Origin of the sequence: Blastococcus colisei, assembly GCF_006717095.1 — a bacterium.
In the GTDB taxonomy this organism is placed as follows: domain Bacteria; phylum Actinomycetota; class Actinomycetes; order Mycobacteriales; family Geodermatophilaceae; genus Blastococcus_B; species Blastococcus_B colisei.
The window spans coordinates 2617504-2636969 of the sequence record NZ_VFQE01000001.1; the positions used below are offsets into that span (position 1 = coordinate 2617504).

26 protein-coding genes and 1 pseudogene are annotated in these 19466 nt (G+C 71.2%); 7 read left to right on the forward strand and 20 right to left on the reverse strand.

The genetic code is table 11. The annotated features are described in order from the left end of the window. Window positions 1-2 precede the first annotated feature (2 nt). From FHU33_RS12440 to FHU33_RS12470, 7 genes are all read right to left on the reverse strand, one after another. Window positions 3-1940: an NADH-quinone oxidoreductase subunit 5 family protein gene (locus FHU33_RS12440; RefSeq protein WP_142025635.1), complete on the reverse strand. Its 1938-nt coding sequence runs from the start codon at window positions 1938-1940 to the stop codon at window positions 3-5. After that, entirely contained in the window at window positions 1937-2254 is a 318-nt protein-coding gene (locus tag FHU33_RS12445; protein WP_014375746.1) for an NADH-quinone oxidoreductase subunit NuoK, read from the reverse strand. The genes FHU33_RS12440 and FHU33_RS12445 overlap by 4 nt, the downstream gene beginning before the upstream one ends. Then, window positions 2251-2832 (reverse strand): NADH-quinone oxidoreductase subunit J, encoded by a 582-nt coding sequence (locus FHU33_RS12450; RefSeq protein WP_142025636.1) that lies wholly within the window; start codon window positions 2830-2832, stop codon window positions 2251-2253. The genes FHU33_RS12445 and FHU33_RS12450 overlap by 4 nt, the downstream gene beginning before the upstream one ends. Before the next feature lie 10 nt (window positions 2833-2842). Beyond that, window positions 2843-3781 (reverse strand): NADH-quinone oxidoreductase subunit H, encoded by a 939-nt coding sequence (locus FHU33_RS12455; RefSeq protein WP_142025637.1) that lies wholly within the window; start codon window positions 3779-3781, stop codon window positions 2843-2845. Next, complete coding sequence (locus FHU33_RS12460) at window positions 3774-4910, reverse strand: hypothetical protein (protein WP_142025638.1); 1137 nt, start codon at window positions 4908-4910, stop codon at window positions 3774-3776. The genes FHU33_RS12455 and FHU33_RS12460 overlap by 8 nt, the downstream gene beginning before the upstream one ends. After that, window positions 4901-5242: an NADH-quinone oxidoreductase subunit A gene (locus FHU33_RS12465; protein ID WP_142025639.1), complete on the reverse strand. Its 342-nt coding sequence runs from the start codon at window positions 5240-5242 to the stop codon at window positions 4901-4903. Before FHU33_RS12465 ends, FHU33_RS12460 begins: the two co-directional genes overlap by 10 nt. A gap of 176 nt (window positions 5243-5418) precedes the next feature. Continuing rightward, window positions 5419-5796, reverse strand: coding sequence for an ArsR/SmtB family transcription factor (locus FHU33_RS12470; RefSeq protein WP_142025640.1), 378 nt, complete (start codon window positions 5794-5796; stop codon window positions 5419-5421). 118 nt (window positions 5797-5914) lie between these two features. Between FHU33_RS12470 and FHU33_RS12475 the strand changes: the two genes are divergently transcribed. Next, window positions 5915-6322 carry a four-helix bundle copper-binding protein gene (locus tag FHU33_RS12475; protein WP_142025641.1) on the forward strand — a complete coding sequence of 136 codons (408 nt, stop codon included), beginning with the start codon at window positions 5915-5917 and terminating at the stop codon, window positions 6320-6322. A gap of 226 nt (window positions 6323-6548) precedes the next feature. On the opposite strand, the gene FHU33_RS12480 is transcribed toward FHU33_RS12475, so the two are convergent. Continuing rightward, the gene (locus tag FHU33_RS12480; RefSeq protein ID WP_142025642.1) at window positions 6549-7163 is read right to left on the reverse strand and encodes a DUF305 domain-containing protein; all 615 of its coding nucleotides are present in this window, start codon (window positions 7161-7163) and stop codon (window positions 6549-6551) included. 80 nt (window positions 7164-7243) lie between these two features. After that, the gene (locus FHU33_RS12485) at window positions 7244-7603 is read right to left on the reverse strand and encodes a hypothetical protein (RefSeq protein WP_142025643.1); all 360 of its coding nucleotides are present in this window, start codon (window positions 7601-7603) and stop codon (window positions 7244-7246) included. 383 nt (window positions 7604-7986) lie between these two features. Between FHU33_RS12485 and FHU33_RS12490 the strand changes: the two genes are divergently transcribed. After that, on the forward strand, window positions 7987-8589 hold the full coding sequence (locus FHU33_RS12490; RefSeq protein WP_142025644.1) for a DUF305 domain-containing protein: 603 nt from the start codon (window positions 7987-7989) through the stop codon (window positions 8587-8589). A 116-nt stretch (window positions 8590-8705) separates the two neighbouring features. Here FHU33_RS12490 and FHU33_RS12495 read toward each other — a convergent pair whose 3' ends face one another. Then, window positions 8706-9542, reverse strand: a complete 837-nt coding sequence (locus tag FHU33_RS12495; protein WP_211355111.1) for a TetR/AcrR family transcriptional regulator — start codon at window positions 9540-9542, stop codon at window positions 8706-8708. A gap of 92 nt (window positions 9543-9634) precedes the next feature. Between FHU33_RS12495 and FHU33_RS12505 the strand changes: the two genes are divergently transcribed. Beyond that, window positions 9635-10162, forward strand: a complete 528-nt coding sequence (locus tag FHU33_RS12505) for a hypothetical protein (RefSeq protein WP_211355112.1) — start codon at window positions 9635-9637, stop codon at window positions 10160-10162. A 261-nt stretch (window positions 10163-10423) separates the two neighbouring features. Next, complete coding sequence (locus tag FHU33_RS24995; protein ID WP_211355113.1) at window positions 10424-11161, forward strand: SCO family protein; 738 nt, start codon at window positions 10424-10426, stop codon at window positions 11159-11161. A gap of 87 nt (window positions 11162-11248) precedes the next feature. Here the strand turns inward: FHU33_RS24995 and FHU33_RS12515 are convergent, their stop codons facing one another. Continuing rightward, window positions 11249-11548, reverse strand: a complete 300-nt coding sequence (locus FHU33_RS12515) for an SHOCT domain-containing protein (protein ID WP_211355114.1) — start codon at window positions 11546-11548, stop codon at window positions 11249-11251. A gap of 87 nt (window positions 11549-11635) precedes the next feature. Next, the gene (locus tag FHU33_RS26205) at window positions 11636-11761 is read right to left on the reverse strand and encodes a hypothetical protein (protein ID WP_281281639.1); all 126 of its coding nucleotides are present in this window, start codon (window positions 11759-11761) and stop codon (window positions 11636-11638) included. Between the two features lie 616 nt (window positions 11762-12377). On the opposite strand from FHU33_RS26205, the gene FHU33_RS12520 reads away from it, so the two are divergent. After that, entirely contained in the window at window positions 12378-13334 is a 957-nt protein-coding gene (locus FHU33_RS12520) for an alpha/beta fold hydrolase (protein ID WP_170182439.1), read from the forward strand. 6 nt (window positions 13335-13340) lie between these two features. Here the strand turns inward: FHU33_RS12520 and FHU33_RS25835 are convergent, their stop codons facing one another. The 8 genes and pseudogenes from FHU33_RS25835 to FHU33_RS12550 all read right to left on the reverse strand — a co-directional run bounded on the left by FHU33_RS25835 (window position 13341) and on the right by FHU33_RS12550 (window position 17650). After that, on the reverse strand, window positions 13341-13577 hold the full coding sequence (locus FHU33_RS25835) for a TlpA family protein disulfide reductase (RefSeq protein ID WP_246063965.1): 237 nt from the start codon (window positions 13575-13577) through the stop codon (window positions 13341-13343). A gap of 37 nt (window positions 13578-13614) precedes the next feature. Beyond that, window positions 13615-13926: pseudogene (locus tag FHU33_RS25840) on the reverse strand (TlpA family protein disulfide reductase); the annotation flags it as partial. Next, a complete protein-coding gene (locus FHU33_RS12530) occupies window positions 13926-14795 on the reverse strand; it encodes a F510_1955 family glycosylhydrolase (protein ID WP_170182441.1) in 870 nt (289 codons plus the stop codon). The gene FHU33_RS12530 and the pseudogene FHU33_RS25840, both read right to left, overlap by 1 nt. 147 nt (window positions 14796-14942) lie before the next feature. Continuing rightward, window positions 14943-15899, reverse strand: coding sequence for a M56 family metallopeptidase (locus FHU33_RS12535; RefSeq protein WP_170182442.1), 957 nt, complete (start codon window positions 15897-15899; stop codon window positions 14943-14945). Further along, window positions 15896-16330: a BlaI/MecI/CopY family transcriptional regulator gene (locus FHU33_RS25000; RefSeq protein ID WP_246063552.1), complete on the reverse strand. Its 435-nt coding sequence runs from the start codon at window positions 16328-16330 to the stop codon at window positions 15896-15898. Before FHU33_RS25000 ends, FHU33_RS12535 begins: the two co-directional genes overlap by 4 nt. Before the next feature lie 22 nt (window positions 16331-16352). Continuing rightward, complete coding sequence (locus tag FHU33_RS12540; protein WP_142025651.1) at window positions 16353-17159, reverse strand: prolipoprotein diacylglyceryl transferase; 807 nt, start codon at window positions 17157-17159, stop codon at window positions 16353-16355. A gap of 93 nt (window positions 17160-17252) precedes the next feature. Beyond that, window positions 17253-17441 (reverse strand): hypothetical protein, encoded by a 189-nt coding sequence (locus FHU33_RS12545; protein WP_142025652.1) that lies wholly within the window; start codon window positions 17439-17441, stop codon window positions 17253-17255. After that, window positions 17438-17650 (reverse strand): hypothetical protein, encoded by a 213-nt coding sequence (locus FHU33_RS12550; RefSeq protein ID WP_142025653.1) that lies wholly within the window; start codon window positions 17648-17650, stop codon window positions 17438-17440. The genes FHU33_RS12545 and FHU33_RS12550 overlap by 4 nt, the downstream gene beginning before the upstream one ends. A gap of 153 nt (window positions 17651-17803) precedes the next feature. On the opposite strand from FHU33_RS12550, the gene FHU33_RS12555 reads away from it, so the two are divergent. Continuing rightward, entirely contained in the window at window positions 17804-18400 is a 597-nt protein-coding gene (locus tag FHU33_RS12555; protein ID WP_142025654.1) for a TlpA family protein disulfide reductase, read from the forward strand. After that, complete coding sequence (locus FHU33_RS12560; RefSeq protein ID WP_142025655.1) at window positions 18397-19272, forward strand: cytochrome c biogenesis CcdA family protein; 876 nt, start codon at window positions 18397-18399, stop codon at window positions 19270-19272. The genes FHU33_RS12555 and FHU33_RS12560 overlap by 4 nt, the downstream gene beginning before the upstream one ends. Window positions 19273-19466 lie beyond the last annotated feature (194 nt).

Below are 19466 nucleotides of genomic sequence, written 5' to 3' on the forward strand. Positions count from 1 at the left end.
GACTACCTCACCACGAGCAGGAGGACGAGCAGGAACCCCAGACCGACGACGGCCTGGGCGTAGTACTGGTGCAGCAGCCCGGTCTGTGGGCGGCGGGCGGCGCTCCCCGCGCGGCGGAACGCCCTCGCCGTTGCACGTACGAGGCCGTCCACCACGCCGGTGTCGATCCGCGCGGAGCCGGCCGCGGTGCGGCGGGTCGCCGCGGCGACGCCGGACACCGCGCCGTCCAGGACGCCGTCATCCGCCCGGCCTGCCATGCCCGCAATCCGCCGGGCTCCGACGGCCACACCCATGACCGCCCGGTCGATCAGCATGTCGTCGATGACTGCCAGGGTGCGGGCGACCGCCATGGCCGGCCGGGGCGACAGCAGTCGTCTCAGCCCGGCCCACGACGCGAGCGGACTCCGGGACAGCTGCTCCGCGACGGCGGGGCGGGCCCCGACCACCGCGACGGTCAGTCCCAGCACCACCACCGCCAGAACCGCGGAGAACACCAGCTCCCCCAGCCCCGGAGACGGCTCCCCTTCCACGCCCAGGACCGCCTTGACTTCTTCTGCCACGGCCGGCAGCGCGAGCACACCAAGCCCGGCGGCGAACACGGCCAGCACGCCGGCGACGACGCTGACGGCGCCGGGCACGCGCCGGGTGCCCGGCTCCTCTGCGTCGAACGCCTCGTCCCCGGCCGGTCGGGCGAGGACGATGGCGAGGATCCGTCCTGCGTAGACAGCCGACACCGCGGCGGCGGCCAGGCCGACCACGTGCAGCGCTGTTCCGTCGACACCGGCGAGTACCTCGTCCTTGGTGGCCCACAGCGACAGCGGCGGCACGCCGGCCAGGGCGAGGGCGGCGACGGTGGCCGCTGCCCCCATTCCCGGGTACCGGCGGGCGGCGCCCCGGAGACCGGCCAGTTGCTTGGTGCCGAGCGCGGTGAGCCAGGCGCCGGCGGCGACGAAGAGTCCGGCTTTGACCGCGGCGTGCGCAACCAGCTGGGCGGTGCCGCCTGCGGTGGCGCCCACCCCGGCGGCGAGGACGACGAAGCCGATCTGCGCGGCGGTGCTGGCCGCGAGCAGCTGCTTGAGGTCGGTCTGCGCCACGGCCACCGCACCCAGGACCAGGGCGGTCAACGCCCCCGCCCACGCCGCCGCCGTCGCGGCCCAACCCGTCGCCGCGAGCAGCGGCTGCATCCGGATGAGCAGGTACCCGCCGGCGGCCACCATCGTGGCCGAGTGCAGCAGCGCGCTCACCGGGCTCGGCCCCTGCATCGCGGCCGAGAGCCAGGCCGAGAAGGGCAGCTGCGCCGACTTGCCCAGCGCGGCGATCAGCACGCCGGCGGCGGCCAGGTCCGCCCAGCCGCCGTCCGCGCTCTCCAGGTCAGTCAGCACCAGGCTCCCGGTCGCGGCCAGCGCCGCCCCGGCGGCGACGTACAGGCCGAGGTCACCGGCCCGGGTGGTCACGAACGCCCGGGTGCCGGCGGCCAGCTTGCCCGACTCGTCCCAGTGGTAGGCGATGAGCGCATAGCTGGTCGCCCCCATGACCTCCCAGGCCAGCAGAAGCGTGGGCAAGGTTGCCGCGGTGACCGTCGCCAGCATGGCCGCGACGAACAGCAGCAGGTAGCCGAAGAACCGCCCCCGAGCGGCATCCGCCGGCAGGTCCACGACGGCGAACACGGTGACCAGCAGGGCGATGCCGGCCACCAGGACGACGAGCACGGCGGAGAGCCCGTCGACGACCAGGCGCAGATCCCCGCCTTCGACGATCCCGAGGAACGGCACGGACAGGCGCGGCCGGGTCCCGGCCATCAGCGCAGCCACCACCACACCTGCCGCGGTGACGGCCACGGCCAGCGGACCGGCGACGCGGTCGGCCCCCCGCCCGCCGACAAGCAAGGCGGCCCCGCTCAGGGCGGGGAGCAGCACCAGGGCGCCGAGGACGGCGCTCATCCGCGCAGGTCCGACGCCATGTCGATCATGTCGAGCTGCCGAGCTCGATAGAAGGCGACGGTGACGGCGAAGCCCATGGCCATCTCCACCGCCATGACCACCAGCGCCACGACGACCAGCACCTGGGCGTCGGGCAGCTCCGGTGCGAGGAAGTACCAGGCCGCTCCCCCGGCCAGCAGGACGCCGTTGAGGACGAGTTCAAGGCCCATCATCACCATGACGATCGTCTGCTGGGACAACGCCCCGAAAAGCCCGACACCGATCAGGCCGGCGGCGACGGTCAGCACGATCTGGAGCACCATCTCGGCGGTCATCGGGGCAGTCCCCCGGCCACCGGGTCGTCGGGACGCTGCGCGTCCAGACCCGGGCCGAGGCGATCGTAACGGCCACGCGCGGTGGCCAGGACGGTGCCGGCCAGGATCGTGGCGAACAGCCCGATGCCGATCACCAGCATGACGAGCATGTGGCTGCCCATTATCGCCTCGCCGAGCTGGCGGGTGCTGTCAGCCGGGCGGGAGGTGTTCCGCGTGGGCCAGTCGATCGTCCAGATGCCGGCGACGAGGACGACGAACGCACCCGCACCCGTCACGGCCGAGCCCTTGGCGTTGTGCACCATCGTCATCGGCATGAGCCCGGCCGGGTTCATCATGAACATGATCATGAAGACGGCCATGATCGCCATCTCGATCGTCATCATCAGTGCCGTCACGACGGCCAGGTAGACCAGGTCGAGGGCGAGCAAGATGCCCGCCACGGCGAGGAACGACGCCAGCAGGGCGAAGGTCGCCCGTGCCATCGAGTCGACGACGAAGACGGCGACCCCAGCGGCGACCGAGAGGACACCGAGGGCGGCGACTGCCGCGATCGCCCAGCCGGAGAGCTCGGTCAGCATCCCGCCCCCCTCACGCGTAGAAGCCGTTCAGAACGAGCACGGCGACGACCAGCGCCTGCAGCAGCGTCAGTGGGACGAGGACCATCCAGCCGACCTCCACCGTTCGGTCGGGCCGCAGCACCGGCATCCGTCGTCCCACCCAGACCAGAGCAGCGACAACGGCCAGCGTCTTCAGCAGGTGCCACAGCGGGCCGGGCAACCAGGGGCCGGAGTCGCCGCCGAGGAACAGCGCCGCCGCCATGGCCGCGCTCGCGCCGAGGAAGACGGCGCGACCGGCCTCCACCAGCAGCCGGTCCACCCCGGACAGTTCCGAGGCGACGCCGCCGGCGATGTCCGGACCGGCGGGTGCGGCGAACGGGCCCCAGAACGCGAAGGCCGCGGCGCTGGCCACGAAGACGACGAAGGCGACCGGCATCGTCACCACGAACCACAGATTCTCTTGGGTGGCGAGAATGTCCGTCGTCCGCAGGGAACCCGCTGCCAGGCCGGCCGTGATGAGCGCGAACATCAGCGGCAGCTCGTACGCCAGGCCCTGCGCGAGGAACCGGTATCCACCGGTCAGCGCATGGACCGCGTTCGGGCCCCAGCCGACCAGCCACACCGCCGCCCACAGCAACGCCTCCATGGCGTTGAACCACACGAGGTCGGCGCTGGTCGACCACAACGTCCGACCGCCTACGGGCACCACCGCCAGAGACAGCAGCGCCAGTGTCGGCACGGCGACGCATCCGATCCGCCACAGCAGCCGATCCGGCGCCAGCATCGTCCGCCGCTGCTCGACGAGCAGACGTGCGCCGAAGCGGATCGGCTCTACAGCGGCCCGCGACGCGCCGAGGACGACGACGCGGTCGACCGCCGCCACCACGACGCCCAGGACCAGACCGACCGCCACGATCCCAAGGACTGCCGGGACCAGCCCCCACACCTCCGCCAGAGTCTGCTCAGGCATGCACGTGCCCCGGAGCCGACACCGCGGACACGGGGCTGAGGTCGAGGCTGGCCACGATCAACCGTGCGCTCCCGATCTCCGCGCCCTCCACCAGGGCTGCGACGCCGTCCAGTGACATCGCGGGCAAGTCCTCGACCGACTGCCCCGACGCCATGTCGCACCAACGCCTGACCCGGTCCAGGGCCTCTCCCCCAGACCCGCGCCTCCCGATGCCGCCGGCCGTCCACGCCAAGGTCCGCGACCGGCTCACCCGCCGCGCCAGGGCCTCGGCAAGCCGTTGCGCCTCATCTCGGTTGGCCCCCTCGGCCGCCCCGTCCCTGGCACGGCGTGCGTCTCGGGCAGCCGTCGGCCAGCCGGCCACGTCCAGGAAGCGGGCGAGCCGGTCGAGTGCGGCCCGCTGGGAGTCGGACTGCTGCTGGGCGGGTGGGGCGGTGCCGGCGTCGAGCCAGGCCAGTTCTGCGGAGGTGAGGACGTCACCCTGCAGATCCGCCCGCAACACCAGACCCGTCGGCCAGCCCGGCAGTACCGGCCCGAGCGCCACCTTCAGAACGTCAAGTTCGAGCCCGTCCCGGTCCGGGCCGGTCGAGGCCATCGGCAGCCCGGCCACCTCACCACCGTGGTCCATGCCCTCGTGACCACTCCCGTGGTCCATGCCCTCGTGACCACTCCCGTGGTCCATGCCCTCGTGACCACTCCCGTGGTCCATGCCCTCGTGACCACTCCCGTGGTCCATGCCCTCGTCGTCGGCGTCCTCGTCCTCGTTCTTGCCGAGCAACGAGGCCGGCGACGACCGGTCGTCTCCTCTTGCTCCTGATCCGGCCCGCCGGACCAGCGCCGCTCGGCCCTCGTCCAGAGCGACGGCGACGTCTCTGGCGCGCTGGACGTCCACCCGGTGCCGCGGCTCGGGAACCTGGCTCCACAGCACGTCGACGGCTTCTGCGAGCGCCGGACCGGGCCCGCCAAGGACGACCAGCAGATCGGTGTCCGCGGGTGACACGGCGCGCCGCCAGCCGCGCCGGTCCAACTCGGCCTCGACGGACCACCGGAACGTCGTCGCACCCGGGGCATCGACGAGCAGCACCCGCGGCCTCGCCAGCGCCCAGTTCCGCAGGCGGGCGATCAGGTCCATCGCAGCGCACCTTCACGCCAGACGTAGGTGACACCGACAAGCAGAACGGCGAGGAAGCCGAACATCTCGACGACCGCCGCCGCCCCCATGTCCGCGACCACGACCGCCCACGGGTACATGAAGATCATCTCCATGTCGAAGGCAAGAAAGAGGACCGTGACCGCGTACCACCGCGCGTGGTAGCGAGAGACGGCGTGCTGCTGCGGGAGCAGGCCCGACTCGTACGACAGGACGGCGGCGGGCTCCCGGGCGGTGCGCAACGCCGACGACAGCGCGTACAGCCCGACGATCCCGGCCGCGACCAGGGCAGCCAGCGACAGCAGCGCAACCATGGCGCCCTCCTCGCCTCAACGGAGATGCCGCTGGGGACGGCCGGTACTGGGTCAGGGAAAGACAGTGATCATCCGGACGACCGTCCGGATGTGGCCGACTGTAGGGGCGGTCGGAGATGTTCGCGCGGCGACGATCACCCGCCTTGACAACCGCGCCAGCCTCGACACGCCACCTGTCAGTCGTCGTCCGGCGCCGCGTCTGAGAGGACCACCAACTGGCGGAGGCAGTGCTCCCGCAGTGGCTCGGGAAAGCCTTCGGCGAGGCGGTAGAACACGACGCGCCCCTGCTTCCGGTTGGTCACCAGTCCCGCCGTGCGCAACAACCGGAGCGCGTACCCCACGGCGTCCTCGTTGGCCTCCAAGGCCAGAGCCAGGTCGCCGACGCAGAGCTCCTCGACCAGGTCGAGCGCGAACAGGACGCGGGCCCGGGTGGGATCGGCCATCAGGCTCAGCACGCTGGTCAGCTGGGCGGCTTCCTCCCGGCTGGGCAGCCGGGCTCGGGCATGCGCGACACGTTCTGGGTCGACCGGATGCGCGTGATCAGGTTCGGACATCGAGAAACACCTCCTGGCCGCTCATACCCGTACGGGTCTGCGGGTACCGCCGGACTCGTCGGCGCCACATCCGGGCGACATCCGAGCCGTCCGGCGCCGAGCATCCGAGGAGACAACCATGACCGTGGCAGCCCAGATGCTCGACACCTACCCCAAGGACCTCGGCGGAGTGGACAAGCAGAAGCTCCTCGAGTGCATCGAGGCCTGCTTCGAGTGCGCCCAGGCCTGCACCGCCTGCGCCGACGCCTGCCTCAGCGAGGACAAAGTCGCCGAGCTGACCAAGTGCATTCGCAGCAACACCGACTGCGCCGACATCTGCGACACGACCGGTCGCGTGCTCTCCCGGCACACCGGCTACGACGCCAACCTCACCCGCGCCGTCCTCGAAGCCTGCGCCGCCGCCTGCAAGGCATGCGGTGACGAATGCGAGAGCCACGCCTCGATGCACGAGCACTGCCGCGTCTGCGCCGAGGCCTGCCGGCGCTGCGAGAAGGCCTGCCGAGACCTCATCACGTCGCTGGGCTGACACCGTCCGTTGATCCACAGCCCCGACCGGCTGCCGGACGCCCAGCCAAGGATATGCGGGTTGGGCGCCCGGCCCTGATGTCTCATGAATCATCGGCGTCGGGCCGACGACGCAGGTCTTCCCCCAGCACCGAGAGCCGCCGTCTTCTGACGTGAGTGCATCCGACGGATAGAGGCCGCGGGGAGCGCGGGGGCGGCACAAGAAGCCGCACCCCACGGCCCCCGACTCAGCCGCCGAGTTCGTTCAGCAGCTGCTGCATCTCGTTGATCTCGTCGTTCTGCGTCTCGACGATGACCCGAGCTAGGTCGATCGCTTCCTCGTTCGCGCCATCGTCGATTTCGATCTGCGCCATGATCACCGCGCCGTCGTGGTGCTCGATCATCGACTGCAGCCACATGACGTCGAAGTCGGGACCGGCGGCCGGCATGTCCCCCATGCCGTCCGAGCCATGGTCCATGCCGCCGTCGGATCCGTGATCCATACCCCCCGTGCCACTGGACTCCACCGGCTCTCCCCACTCCTCCAGCCAGCCGGTCATCAGATCGATCTCCGGTTCCTGACCGGCCTGGATGCGCTCGGCCAGGTCGAGCACGCGAGGATCGCTGGCGCGCTCCAGGGCCATCTCAGCCATCCCCAGGGCACCTTCGTGATGCGGGATCATCCCCTGCGCGAAGGCGACGTCGGCGTCGTTGAACTCTTCGGACACGATTGCCGAGCTGTCGGCGGAAGTGTTCCTGTCTGCCGCGGTGCCGTCGACGGCGCTGGAGCAGCCGCCGAGAAGGACTGCGCCGGCGACCAAGCCACCGGCGATACGGACGAGTCGAGCTGTCGTGCGGACCATTGCGAGTCTCCTGTCAGTGGGTTCTGGACCTGCCTGAGCGACCCCGCCCAGCGGACGCTGGCGGGGTCGGGGCGTTCGGCCTAGATCCGCAGGAGGCAGAGAGCCGAGAGATCCGGCGCAGGGGGCAGCCGGTGGAGCTGCCGCAGCCCGCGCAGGGGAGGTGGCGGGCCTCGCACGCAGAGGGCGGCCCACCCACGGACCAGCATCGCGATGCCCGCCAGCGCCAGCGCTGCGAACACCACAGCCAGGCAGATGGTCCAGATCTCCGCTCCATGGGCCGGCAAGCCGTCAGCAGCGGCGTGGTTTGGCATGGTCGCGTCCGCGCCGAGGGCGGCGACCTGGTGGGTTCCGGCAGGGAACGCGATCAAGCCGCCGTCGAACACGGTGAGAGAGGCGGCTGCTGACACGGTGACGTGGGCAGAGCCGACAGATCCGCTCATGCATTGCACCCCGTGCATGGCCAGGACGGCGGCCACGATGAGCAGTGCCCGGATCCGCCGGCCTCGCATGACACCCCCGCTCCACACCGCCGACCGACCGTGCCTGCAGGCTCGACGGCGGGCACGACGCTACCTGTTCCGATTGTCCGGACGAGAGCACCGAGCCACTCATGTTTGTCCGGACGACCGTACGGGCATGCGGACGCCGTTCCACAGACTCACAGTCTGCGCACGCACAGTCCCGGCCTCACGCGCGGACTTGCCGATCCCACGCCACGCGCCTGTGACGCAACCAGCATGTGACGGGCGGGCCCGGTGACGAGGAGCCGTACGACGTCCAGCGCCCTTCCAACCCGACGACAGCAGAAACGGAGATCGGTTCCATGGCGACGAAGAAGAGCGACGAGGCGAACGAACAGCAGCGTCACGGCGGCAAGCTGTCGCACGAGACGAAGATGTACCTGCGCTTCGCGGCCATGATCTCGACGGCCATGGTCGTCATGTACTGGACGATGTTCGCCGGCACGTGGGAGTGGAGCCACGTCCAATTCAGCGAGAGCCGTGTGTTCATGGCGATCACCATGGGCGGCACCATGGGGCTGGTCATGCTGGGCTGGATGCTCAACATGTACAAGAACATGAAGGGCAACATCGCCATCGTGGCGGCGAGCCTGCTGCTGCTGGGCGGCGGCATCGCCCTCGACCGCACCCAGGTCACCGTGGACGATCTCGGCTGGATGAAGGCGATGATCCCGCACCACTCGCTGGCCATCACGCGATCCGAGCGTGCCGACATCGATGACGTCCGCGTGTGCCAGCTCGCCGTCGACATCATCCGGGCACAGGAGATCGAGATCAGCGAGATGGAGTGGCTCATCGAGGACATCGAGGAGAACGGCGAGGCCGAGACCCTCGAGGAGGCGCAGGCGCGACCCGTCCCCGAGTTCGAGGCGTCGGCACTGCGCGACTGCCCTCCGTCGAACTGACCACGACATAACCGGCGCACCGGGGCCGGTGGGTGAGCACCCTTCCAGGGGCCCCGCCGGTGGAGTGGGAAGTGGCCGATGGGGCGACCAGGGGGGCCAATCGACCAGCACGGTTTTCAGCCTTGAGGACTGACCCCCGCCAAAGTGACATCGACCAGCCGCCGGACCGCAGCCTCGGACGGCAGGCTCCCCGCGGCCGTCAGAGCGTGTAGGCAGTAGCTCGCGAGCTCGTCCGGTGCCAGGTCGTCCCGGAGCCCGTCGGCGGCAGCCACTTCTACGAGCAGGTCCCGGATCAGGTCGACGATCTGCTGCTGCGCGCGGTCGACGCGCTCTCCACGGTTCAGGAGAGCACTGAGCTCCTCGGTGCCATGGCGTCCACGGTGATGCGCGATGAGGGCATACGCCTCCAAGACGCCTCTCAGTCGTGTGCCGGCGTCGCCGGGTCGGTTCCGCAGCTCGGCCAGGCGACCGAGGTGCTCGGCCACATGGCGCTCATGGCAGGCGAACAGGATCGTCTCGACGTCGGGAAAGTACTTGCACAGCGTCGCGCGGCCGATCCCGGCCTTCTCGGCGATCTGCGACATCGTCACCGCCAGCAGGCCGCGCTCGGTCACCAACGCCCAAGTGGTGTCCAGGAGCGTCTCGCGGACGGCGTGCCGGTGCGTCGCGATCGTCTCGGTCCACAGCTTCGGCACCGGGGAAGCCGACGATGCGCCGCTGGCCGAACACCATGTGTTGAGCGCAGACATGGTGTCTCGATAACCTGCACCCGGTCGCCCACTCGGTCGGCCAGAACAGAGGACGCTGAGATGGCCGAGACAACTCCCCGCCCAGGCGCCGACCACGGAACGCCGCCGCGTATGCCCCGTTGGGTGAAGGTGGCCGCGATTGTCGTCGGTCTGCTGGTCCTGCTGTTCGTCGTCCTGCAGCTGACAGGTATCGGCGGCGTGCACGGTCCGGAACGGCACATGTCCGGGGCACCCACACCCCACGCCGGTACGCCAGCCGTCGCGCACGCGTCGGCGGCCCCTGTTCTCGGATGACCATGCCGCCTCGCCTGCGCAAGGCGATCCTGATCACACATGTCACGACTTCGGTGGGCTGGCTGGGTGCGGCCCTCGCCTACATCGCTCTCGATGTCACCGCCGTCGTCAGCACGGACGTCGAGCGGGTGCGTTCTGCCTATCTCGCGATGGACGTCATCATCAGCTATGCCATCGTTCCGCTGGCCCTTGCATCGGTGCTCGTCGGGATCGTCAACGCATTGGGTACGTCCTGGGGCTTGTTCCGTCACTACTGGGTCCTGGTGAAGCTCCTGCTCACCCTCGTCGCCACGACCATTCTGCTGCTCGAGGCGCAGACGATCCGTTCGCTGGCCGAGGCCGCAGGGTCGGGTGCCGATCCGCATGGATTTCCGGGCTCGTTACCGCACTCCGTCGGCGGTGTCATGGTGCTGTTCCTCATCACGGTCCTCTCGATCTACAAACCAAGAGGCCTGACGCGGCACGGCTGGCGCAAGCAGCAGGACGAGCGGCGTCGCCACCAGGAGCAGCCCACGACACCGGTGGCCTAGTAGTAGTCCAGTCCTCGGACTCACCGACGACATCCTCGCCGTGGTCCCACTACCGCTGTCAGCGTGTTCTCGATCAGGCAGGTCATCGCGAACCAGCACCACCGCGAGGGTGGCGATCGTGCCGGGGGCCGCCGGCATCAGGCGCTTGTCGGCCAGCCCACCGCGCCTGCCACGATCGGACAGAGTGACCGGGGCCTACGATAGGCGATAGTAGAATATTGCTTGGTCCGAACCCGGACGGCCAGTAGCTCAGGAGGTCCCGTGCCAGGAGCCCCAGGCCGAGCCGCCCTCGGCTCTGCCGTTCTGGTCGGCGGGCTACTGCTGACCGGCTGCGGCCAGGGCGCCACGGGAGCGGTCGAGGCCTCGCCGGCGGGCGGGGCCCGCGTCACGACGCAGGACGATGGCTTCCACGGCACCCGGATGCAGCAGGCCCAGCCCCGACCGGACCTGACACTGCCCACCACCAGCGGCGACCTATTCGACCTCGGCGACCGCCCCGAGGACGAGATCACGCTGCTGTTCTTCGGCTACACGCACTGCCCGGACCTGTGCCCGACCACGATGGCCGACCTCGCGCTGGCGCGAGACATGCTCGCCCCGGAGATCCGCGACCGGGTGCAGGTGGTGTTCGTGACCGAGGATCCGGAGCGGGACACCCCGGAGGCGCTGCGGGAGTGGCTGGACCGGTTCGATCCGGAGTTCATCGGGCTCATCGGCGGCAACGAGGCCACAGCCGCGGCGCTGCGGGAGCTGTACCTGCCTGAGAGCGCGCAGGTGGCTGACCCGTCGACAGCGATCGTCCACCCGCACGAGGCCGACGAGCACGCCGGGGAAGCACACGGGCAGGACGGGGGCGGGCACAGTCACGGGAACTACGGGGTCGACCACGCCGGAGCGGTGTACGCCTGGGGGCCCGGGAGCCGGTCGATCGTCTACACCGGCGGAACCACGCCGGACCAGTACGCCGAGGATCTAACCCGACTGGCCGCCGCCGACTGAGCCGGCCGAACCGGCCCCGGCTGGAACGTGGCGCGGGCGAGTGGACCGCCGCTCCGGCGCGGGCCCACGCCTCGGCGGCCGGTCGGGTCAATCCCCGGACAGGTCGCGCTGCATCCGGAGGTACTCCTCGCGGTCGATCTCGCCAGCGGCGTAGCGGCGGCGCAGCAGCTCCTGCGCGCTAGCCACCTCGTCGCGCTTGCCCGGTGCAGTGGGGGTCGTGTCCGGCCGGGCCGGGGAACGGTGCTTGACCAACCAGATGGCCGCAAGGACCGCAACCACCAGGACGGCGATCCCGACCAGGGTCCAGAGCAGCATCCAGCCGCCCATCATCCCCATCATTCCGCCCTCCATCATCCCGCCTTCCATCATTCCGCCGTCATGGCCCACCGGCCGCTCCTTCCCTCGAGTCGGCGGGGCGCCCCCGGGAGCGCCCTGCCGCGTGTCGTCTGCCGCTACCGGCGGCCGGCTGACCGATCAAGCGTGGTCGGGGGCGCCCTGGTGCATCAGCTCGCACATCTGCGTCATGCCGGGGTTGCCCTCCTGCATGAGCTCGTGCATCTGGGTCATGCCGAGGTTGCGCTGCTCCATGAGCTCGTGCATCTGCGCCATTCCAGCGGGCGCGTCGGGCGGCCCGCCATCGCCACCGCCAGGGTGAGCCTGGGCCGCTCGGGCGGGAACTGCGACTCCTCCTGCGACCAGTGCAGCGACCAACGGAGACCTCACCATGACCTGTTCCTCATTCCCGTATGCGCTTTCGACTAGCTCGACTACTATGGAAGATAGTACGCCACTTTCACAGGGCGACCGTCTCCAGCTCGGGTAGCGACCAGAGGCGCGGGCGGGTCGACCAGGAGAACGTGGCGGGCAAAGGCACAGGAATCGCGATGGCGGTGAGGCCAGCAGATGACCACCAGTGAGCTTTTTGTCGTACTCGGCGGGATCGCGCTGGTTGCCGCGCTGGCCTGGCATCCGGGTACAACACCGCGGCCATCCCGGTTGCCGCCGGTCTGCTCTACCCGGTCACCGGCGCGCTGCTCTCCCCGATGATCGCCGCGACGGCGATGGCGCTGTCCAGCATCAGCGTCGTGCTCAACGCTGCCCGGCTCGATCGCTTCACCTCGCCGCCGGTACCCGAGACCGGGCGGACATCCCCCGCTCGGCACCCGACGCCGGTGGGCACGTCGGCCGGCCCGTCTCTGCCACCAGCGGAACGGCGGTGACAAGCGCGTCTGTCCTGCGCGGCTATCCAGTCCTCGGCAGTGGCGCCCTGGGGCTGGCGGCTGCCTGCAGTTGGTGGGCGCTGCGGCATCAACGGTCTCTGGCTGTGGCCCGGTGGGCTCCGGGCCGGGGCCGGCAGCGCCGGGCCGGGCCGCTGCACGTGCGCGTCCTGGGCTCGGGCGAACCGGTGCTCCTGCTGCTGCACGGCCTGGCCGGGGCGGGCAACAAATTCGGCGCCGCCTACGACGAACTGGCGCGAGCAGCGACTGTGGTCGTCCCCGATCTGCTCGGATTCGGCGGGTCGATGGACGTGACCGGACCTGCCGACGTGCAGGCGCACCTCGCGGCCCTGGACGCCGCCCTGGACGCCCTCGGCCTGCAGGACCGGCCGACCGTCGTGTCCGGGCACTCGATGGGCGGCGTCCTCGCGATCCGCTGGGCCGCTCAGCACAGCCAGAAGGTGCGCTCGGTGCTCACCTTCGGAGCGCCGCTATACCTCACCCGGGCCGAGGCCGACGCGCACATCGACGCGATCGGGCGGATGGAGGCCCTGCTCGCCGGCGACGGACCCCTGCCCCGCGCCGCCTGCGCCTGGATGTGCCGCCACCGGACGCTCGCCTCCTGGATCGCCGTCGCCGACCGCCCGGATCTTCCGGTCCCGGTGGCCCGGTCAGGGGTCAAGCACACCTGGGACACCTACTCCAGCGCGATGGACGGCCTCATCCGCGATGACGGGTGGCTTCCTGCCCTCGATGGACTGACTCGAGTACCGCTGACCCTGGCGGCCGGCCAGTGCGATCCCGTGCCGGTACCCGGGCGAGCTGTCGAGCTGGCCCGCACCCGACCTGCCCTCCGGCCCGTCGTCCATCCGGAGGCCGACCACGGGCTTCCGTTCACCCATCCGGACTGGTGCCGGCAGTTGATCGCGGAGGCGCTGACGATCGAGCCGCACTGAAGACGCTCAGGCGTCCCCGGAGCGGAGGAGGTCGTCGATCAGGCGCTGCAGCTCCTCGGAGGTCAGCTGGCCGACCACCCGGTCGATGACGCGGCCGTCGGCGTCGAGCGCGAGGGTCACCGGCAGCCCCCGAACTCCCAGCTCCTTCAGCAGTTCGCCGTCGACGTCGACGGCGTGCGGGTAGTCGATGTCGTGCTCGTCGAGGAACCAGCGGGCGGCCTGGATCGTCCTGCACGTCCACACCCAGGAAGCGGACCAGCTCGCCGTGTCGCGCGTAGGCCTCCTGCAACATCGGCATCTCCTCCCGGCACGGGCCGCACCAGGTCGCCCACAGATTGACCAGGGTCGGGCGGCCGGTGAGCCGGTCCAGCGCCACGTCCGTGCCCGGACCCAGGCAGGGCAGGGTGAGCTGCGGCAGGGCGTCCGCGCCGGCCGGCACGATGTCCTCGGGCAGCTGCTCGCAGGCCGGTGCCGGCGGAGCCGCCTCGGCGGTCGCGGGCCCAGTCCTCGCAGTGGTCACGTTCGGCTCGGCGGTGGCGCAGCCGGCCAGCAGGGCGGCCGTCAGCAGCCCGCCGGCCAGCCGCACCGGCATCAGGACTCCTGGTACAGCTCGGTGAAGGTCTCCCCACCGTCGGAGGAGGCCAGGACCGCGCCGTCAACGGCGACGTAGACGTCGTCCCCCTCCACGGTCAGCGCCTCCGGCGCGCCGCCGACACTGCCGCGCTCGGCCCAGGTCCGTCCGCCGTCGGTGCTCACGAACACCGTGCCGTCGGGGGCAACGCCGACCGTGGAACCGCCTTCGGCGGCGATGTCCACCAGCACCATCAGGGGGGCGCCGGCGACGGCGGTGAAGTCCTTCCCGGCGTCCTCGCTCACCATCAGGCCGGCCTCGGTGGTGGCCAGCAATCGTTGCGGATCGGTGGGATCGGCAGCCAGGTCGGCGATCCGCATCTCCCCGCGGTCAGCCCACTCGACGCCGTCCTCGCTGACCAGCAACCGGCCACCGCTGTAGCCGAAGATCACGCCGTCGGCGGCATCCAGAGCGTGGAAGTCGGCCTCACCCGCCAGCGACAGCGTCTCCCAAGTCTCCCCGCCATCGGTGCTTTCGATCAGACCCAGGTTGCCCGGGCCGTCCTGGCCTGCGCCGGGGTGTCCGCTGGCCAGATAGTGCTCGGGACCGACGACGGTGAAGCCCATGAAGTCCTGCACCCGGTCGGCGATGCGCGTCAGCTCCCCGTACGGAGAGATGCGCACCAGTCCGTAGTGCGTGCCGGCGTAGAGGGCCTCGTCGGCCGGGTCGACGCCCAGCCCGTGCACGTGCTCGAGGGTCAGGTCCTCCGGGTGGGGATGGGTGCCGTCGTCGTGGCTGTGCGTCTCGCCGTCAGCCGCGGTCTGGTCTCCGGCAGTTGCGTCGGTGCCGCACCCGGCGAGGAGCAGCGATCCCGCCGCAGCGGCGCCCACTAGTACCCGGCGGCGACCGGCTGCCCACGGGGCAGGCAGAGAGGACCGGGTGGATCGGGACGGCAGGACGGACGGTGACATGAGCTCCCCACAAGACCAGACGGACGTACTACCTCAGATAGTAGACGCTTCTGGCGGCCGCGGAGCTCAGCTCCAGTCGGCTCCGGGGAGGACGCACAGCCCGCTGGAGACCGCGGACACCAGCGGCCAGGCAGCCAGCGCCACCGGCCCGGCCACCACCAGCACCGCCGCTGTGGCGGCGACCATGCGTTGCGCGGCGCCGAGAGGAGCGGCCGGCCGCAGCAGCCGGCCCACACGGAGCACGCCGGCACCCTGCGCGGCGGCCAGCGCCGGGGCAGGGGCGCGCATGCCGGCGAGGGTCACCAGGGCGGAGGCGACCTCCACCCGGTTCACCTGCCGGGCGGCGGCGTCGTCGGCCAGCAGCTCGACCAGCCGCTCGATCTCCGCCCGGCTCCGGGAGAAGAGGGGCACTCCGGGGAAGGCCCGGTCCAGGATCCGGGCGGTGCCCACGGCCAGGTGGTGGCGACCGCGCAGATGGGCTCGCTCGTGGGCCAACACGGCGGCGAGCTCGTCGGCGGAGAGCGCGTGGAGGGCCGCGGTGGTCACCACGACCGTACGGAGCCGTCCGGGCAGGCAGAAGGCGGCCGCGTGGTCGGACTCCAGCAGCACTGCTCCGAGCGACTGCTCGGGGCGAGCACCAACCAGGATCGTCGCGCGCAGCCGGCGCCGCTCCCGCTGGTCGCGCAGGCGAGTGCGGACGGCGACCCAGCCCAGGCGTAGGAGCACCCCGCCCGACAGCAGGACGCCGGCGAGCACGGCGGCCAGTTGCCCGGGCGAGCCGTAGACGGCGGCGATGGTCGCCGCGCAGGCGTCGAGGATCGATGCCAGGCCGTCGGCCACCGCACCGGCCGGCACCAGCAGCGCCAGGCCCGCGAGCACCACGGACACGAGCACGCCGGCAGACACCGCCTGCCAGGCGGCGACCGCCAGCCGCGGCGAGCGATCGGCCCAGCCGCCGATCGCCCGCGGAGCCAGCACCACCAGCGCCGCGGCGAAGGTCAGCAGCGCGACGGTGGTGGTCACGACCTCTGCGCCTGCCGGGCCGATTCCACCGCTGTCCGCAGGCTGGCCACCGCATCGGCGTCGAGGTCGGCGACGAAGTGCATGAGCACCTCGTCGCGATCCCCGGCCGCACTCAGCACGTCCTGCAGCATCGCCGCGGAGTGCTCCGCGCGGGTCCGGGTGGGGCGGTACCGCCAGGCCCGGCCTTCCATCTCGCGGCTCAGCGCGCCCTTGCGGTGCAGGTTGTCCAGCACCGTCATCACGGTCGTGTAGGCCAGCGCGCGGGATGCGGTCAGCTCGGCGAGCACCTCCCGGACGGTCGCCGCCTCGCCACGGCGCCACAGCATGTCCATCACGACGGCTTCCAGCTCACCGAACGGGCGCACTCGCCACCTCCTCATCCCCTCCGCGCCGCTGCGCGACCCGGTCAGCTCCAGCAACCCGTCGGCCATGGCGCAGCTTCCCGTCACAGTACTACCGGCGGTAGTGGACGACGTCCCTGTCGGTGGTGCCGCCCGGCGCCATCTCATCAGGGCCAGCACCCCCGGGCGGCCGGCCCCGCAACGACCCGATCCTCAGCAGGGCCACTCCCACGGCGACCAGCAGCGCTGACCACAGCTGCGGCTGGGTCAACCCGAGCACCGCCTCCGGGTTGACCCGAATCTCCTCGACGAGGAACCGCGCCGACCCGCTGAGTACTGCGTACAGCCCGAAGACGTGCAGCGGTGACCACCGGGTCCGCAGAATCCACAGCAGCCCGCCGACGGCCAGTGCGACGACGGCTTCGTACAGCGCTGCGGGATGCACCGGCACGAAGGTGGGCACCATGCCGTCGGGGAACGCGGTCGCCCAAGGCAGGTCCGAGGGCTGGCCGTAGGAGCCGTCTCCGGCCAGGAAGCAGCCGATCCGGCCGATCCCGTAGGCCACCGACAGGGGCGCGGCCGCGACACCGGCCAACTGCGCCAGCGGCAGCCCGTAGCGGCGGGCCATCACCACCACTGTGGCGACCCCGGCGATCAGGCCGCCGTACCAGGTGAACCCCGACGGCCCGGAGGAGTGCGCCGACAGGTCCCCGGCGTGCTCGGCCAGGTAGTACAGCTTGCCGCCGACGAACCCGACGACGGTGGCTGCGACCACGATCGACCAGGCCCGGTCCGGATGCCAGCCCAAGCGGCGGAACTCCCGGGCCAGCAGGTAGCCGGCCACCAGCGCGGCCGCGGCCTTGCTCACTCCGTAGCTGTGGATGGGGAGGCTGAAGACCTCGAACAGGACAGGTCTCACCGCTGGGTGCCTCTCTCGGTGCTCGGGATGGAAGGTGTCGCAGTGGCCGCGATCACGAGCCCGGGAAGGACCGGAGCTCCGGCCGCAGGTCGATTACTGGGCGCGCAGCCGGTCCCGCTCGGCGCGCGCCTGACGGAGCTGCCGCTGCAAGCCGTCGTCCGCCGTCGGCGTCCGGGCCGGAGCGGGGTGGCAGACTCCGCCGCGCATTGGCCGCAGGCAGCACCGGTAGGTGGCGGCCAGGGCCGCCACCAGGACCAGGGCCGGCAGCAGCCAGCCGCTCATCGGCTGGACTCGGTCAACCTCGGGTCGCCGCCGTCGCCGGAGCGCTCTGCACGCAGCTGGTCGATCTCGGCACGCAGGCCGGCGAGCTCGGCCTGCTTGTCCTCGGCCGGCTGCGGCGCCGATCCGTGGCCGCGGCTCATCATCCACATCATGGCGCCCATGCCGACCGGGCAGGCCAACAACGCCAACAGGTAGAACAGCTCCGACATCGGTGCCTCCAACGGCTGTCGGGCGCCACACTGGCGCCACTATGCCCGATAGTAGACCGCTGCTCCTACCTGTCATAGTAGGGATGTGGTGAGGACGCATCTCAGTCGTACAGCCAGCCGCCGCCTCTCGGGTTCCACCGCGGCGGCACGCCGATGAGCCGGCCGCTCAGTCGCCGGACCCTCTTGCTGGCCGCCGGTGGCGCCGCCGCAGGCGCGCTGGTCGGCTGCTCCACCGGCGGGAACGACACCGTGAGCTCCACCGGGGAGTACGAGTTCACCGAACCCACGCCGGCGGCGACGGTGGTCGCTGAGGATCAGCGGTCACCTGCCCCGGCCTTCTCCGGCGAGCTGCTCGACGGCACTCCGTTCGAGTCCTCGTCGCTGGCCGGGGACGTCGCGGTCATCAACTTCTGGGGGTCCTGGTGCGTGCCGTGCCGGGTGGAGACCCCGGAGTTCCAAGCCGTGCACGCCGACGTCGCCGACCGTGGCGTGCAGTTCCTCGGCATCGACGTCAAGGACCAGCGGCAGATGGCCGTCGCCTTCGTCGAGCGGCTGGGGGTGGCCTACCCGTCGGTGTTCGATCCGCGCGGTGAGGTGGCGATGGCGTTCCGCGGGTTCCCGGCCAACGTGGTGCCCTCGACCATCCTGCTGGACCGCGACGGCCGCGTGGCCGCCGTCTACACCGGCCAGGTCCGCGGTGAGGACTTGCGCGCCGCCGTCGAACTGCTGCTCGCCGAGGACCGAGCGTGAGCGAGCTCGGGGCGACCTTCGCCCGCATCGTCACCGACGGCTCGCTGCTGGTGGCCATCGCGGTGGCCGCGCTGGTCGTGCTGATCAGCTTCGCTTCCCCCTGCTGCCTGCCACTGATCCCCGGCTACGTCAGCTACATCGCCGGGCTCGCCGGCTCCCAGGCCACCGCCGGCCGGCCCCGAGTTCCGCAGCCTGCTGGCGGTGGGCCAGCCGGCGCGACATCGGCCGGCTGTGCTGCCGAGGCCGGCACCGCCCCCTCACCGCCGGCGGCCCCGGCCGCTGCCGGCCGCGGCCGGGTGCTGGCCGGGTCCCTGCTGTTCATCGCCGGCTTCAGCGCCGTCTTCGTCTCCTTCGGCGCCCTCTTCGGCGGCCTGGGCCGGCTGCTGCTGGAGTGGTCGCCGGTGCTCACCCGGGTCGCCGGCGTCGTCGTGATCGCGATGGGGCTGTCGTTCCTCGGCGCGATCCCCTGGCTGATGCGCGAACGCCGCATCCACCGCCGGCCGCCGGCCGGCCTGGCCGGTGCCCCCGTCCTCGGCGTCGTGTTCGGCCTCGGGTGGACGCCCTGCCTGGGCCCGACGCTCGCCGCGGTGAACACGCTGGCCTACACCCAGGCCTCGGCCGGCCGCGGTGCCATCCTCGCCCTGGCCTACTGCCTGGGACTGGGCATCCCGTTCGTCCTGGTGGCCCTCGGCGCCCGCCGCGCCCTGGCGTTCTCCGACCTGGCCCGCCGGCACGCCCCTACCGTCATGCGGGTCGGTGGGGGCCTGATGATCGCCTTGGGCATCCTGCTGCTGACCGGCTGGTGGGACGCGCTGATGATCTGGCTGCGGGCCTGGCTGGGGGCTACGGGTCTTGGATCATCCGCGTTGTGACGGGACGAGTTGGTTCTCCGCGGATCTCACGGGCGTCCGGATCAAGCGGGCTTCTTCTCAGCGCCGTAATAGGTCACTCCGACGGCGCGAGCCAATGCGCCAACCACGAATTCCAGTAGTCATTCCACTTCTGGCATGGGACAGACGGGGAACACTGACAGCGACGACCGAAATCGCCCCTTCCGGGTCCCGCA

What these genes read in the sequence shown, in the direction of transcription:
- FHU33_RS12440 (WP_142025635.1), bottom strand. Translation starts at nt 1,940, where the DNA reads ATGAGCGCCGTCCTCGGCGCCCTGGTGCTGCTCCCCGCCCTGAGCGGG.
- FHU33_RS12445 (WP_014375746.1), bottom strand. Translation starts at nt 2,254, where the DNA reads ATGACCGCCGAGATGGTGCTCCAGATCGTGCTGACCGTCGCCGCCGGC.
- FHU33_RS12450 (WP_142025636.1), bottom strand. Translation starts at nt 2,832, where the DNA reads ATGCTGACCGAGCTCTCCGGCTGGGCGATCGCGGCAGTCGCCGCCCTC.
- FHU33_RS12455 (WP_142025637.1), bottom strand. Translation starts at nt 3,781, where the DNA reads ATGCCTGAGCAGACTCTGGCGGAGGTGTGGGGGCTGGTCCCGGCAGTC.
- FHU33_RS12460 (WP_142025638.1), bottom strand. Translation starts at nt 4,910, where the DNA reads ATGGACCTGATCGCCCGCCTGCGGAACTGGGCGCTGGCGAGGCCGCGG.
- FHU33_RS12465 (WP_142025639.1), bottom strand. Translation starts at nt 5,242, where the DNA reads ATGGTTGCGCTGCTGTCGCTGGCTGCCCTGGTCGCGGCCGGGATCGTC.
- FHU33_RS12470 (WP_142025640.1), bottom strand. Translation starts at nt 5,796, where the DNA reads ATGTCCGAACCTGATCACGCGCATCCGGTCGACCCAGAACGTGTCGCG.
- FHU33_RS12475 (WP_142025641.1), top strand. Translation starts at nt 5,915, where the DNA reads ATGACCGTGGCAGCCCAGATGCTCGACACCTACCCCAAGGACCTCGGC.
- FHU33_RS12480 (WP_142025642.1), bottom strand. Translation starts at nt 7,163, where the DNA reads ATGGTCCGCACGACAGCTCGACTCGTCCGTATCGCCGGTGGCTTGGTC.
- FHU33_RS12485 (WP_142025643.1), bottom strand. Translation starts at nt 7,603, where the DNA reads ATGAGCGGATCTGTCGGCTCTGCCCACGTCACCGTGTCAGCAGCCGCC.
- FHU33_RS12490 (WP_142025644.1), top strand. Translation starts at nt 7,987, where the DNA reads ATGGCGACGAAGAAGAGCGACGAGGCGAACGAACAGCAGCGTCACGGC.
- FHU33_RS12505 (WP_211355112.1), top strand. Translation starts at nt 9,635, where the DNA reads ATGCCGCCTCGCCTGCGCAAGGCGATCCTGATCACACATGTCACGACT.
- FHU33_RS26205 (WP_281281639.1), bottom strand. Translation starts at nt 11,761, where the DNA reads ATGCACGAGCTCATGGAGCAGCGCAACCTCGGCATGACCCAGATGCAC.
- FHU33_RS25000 (WP_246063552.1), bottom strand. Translation starts at nt 16,330, where the DNA reads ATGGCCGACGGGTTGCTGGAGCTGACCGGGTCGCGCAGCGGCGCGGAG.
- FHU33_RS12545 (WP_142025652.1), bottom strand. Translation starts at nt 17,441, where the DNA reads ATGAGCGGCTGGCTGCTGCCGGCCCTGGTCCTGGTGGCGGCCCTGGCC.
- FHU33_RS12550 (WP_142025653.1), bottom strand. Translation starts at nt 17,650, where the DNA reads ATGTCGGAGCTGTTCTACCTGTTGGCGTTGTTGGCCTGCCCGGTCGGC.
- FHU33_RS12555 (WP_142025654.1), top strand. Translation starts at nt 17,804, where the DNA reads ATGAGCCGGCCGCTCAGTCGCCGGACCCTCTTGCTGGCCGCCGGTGGC.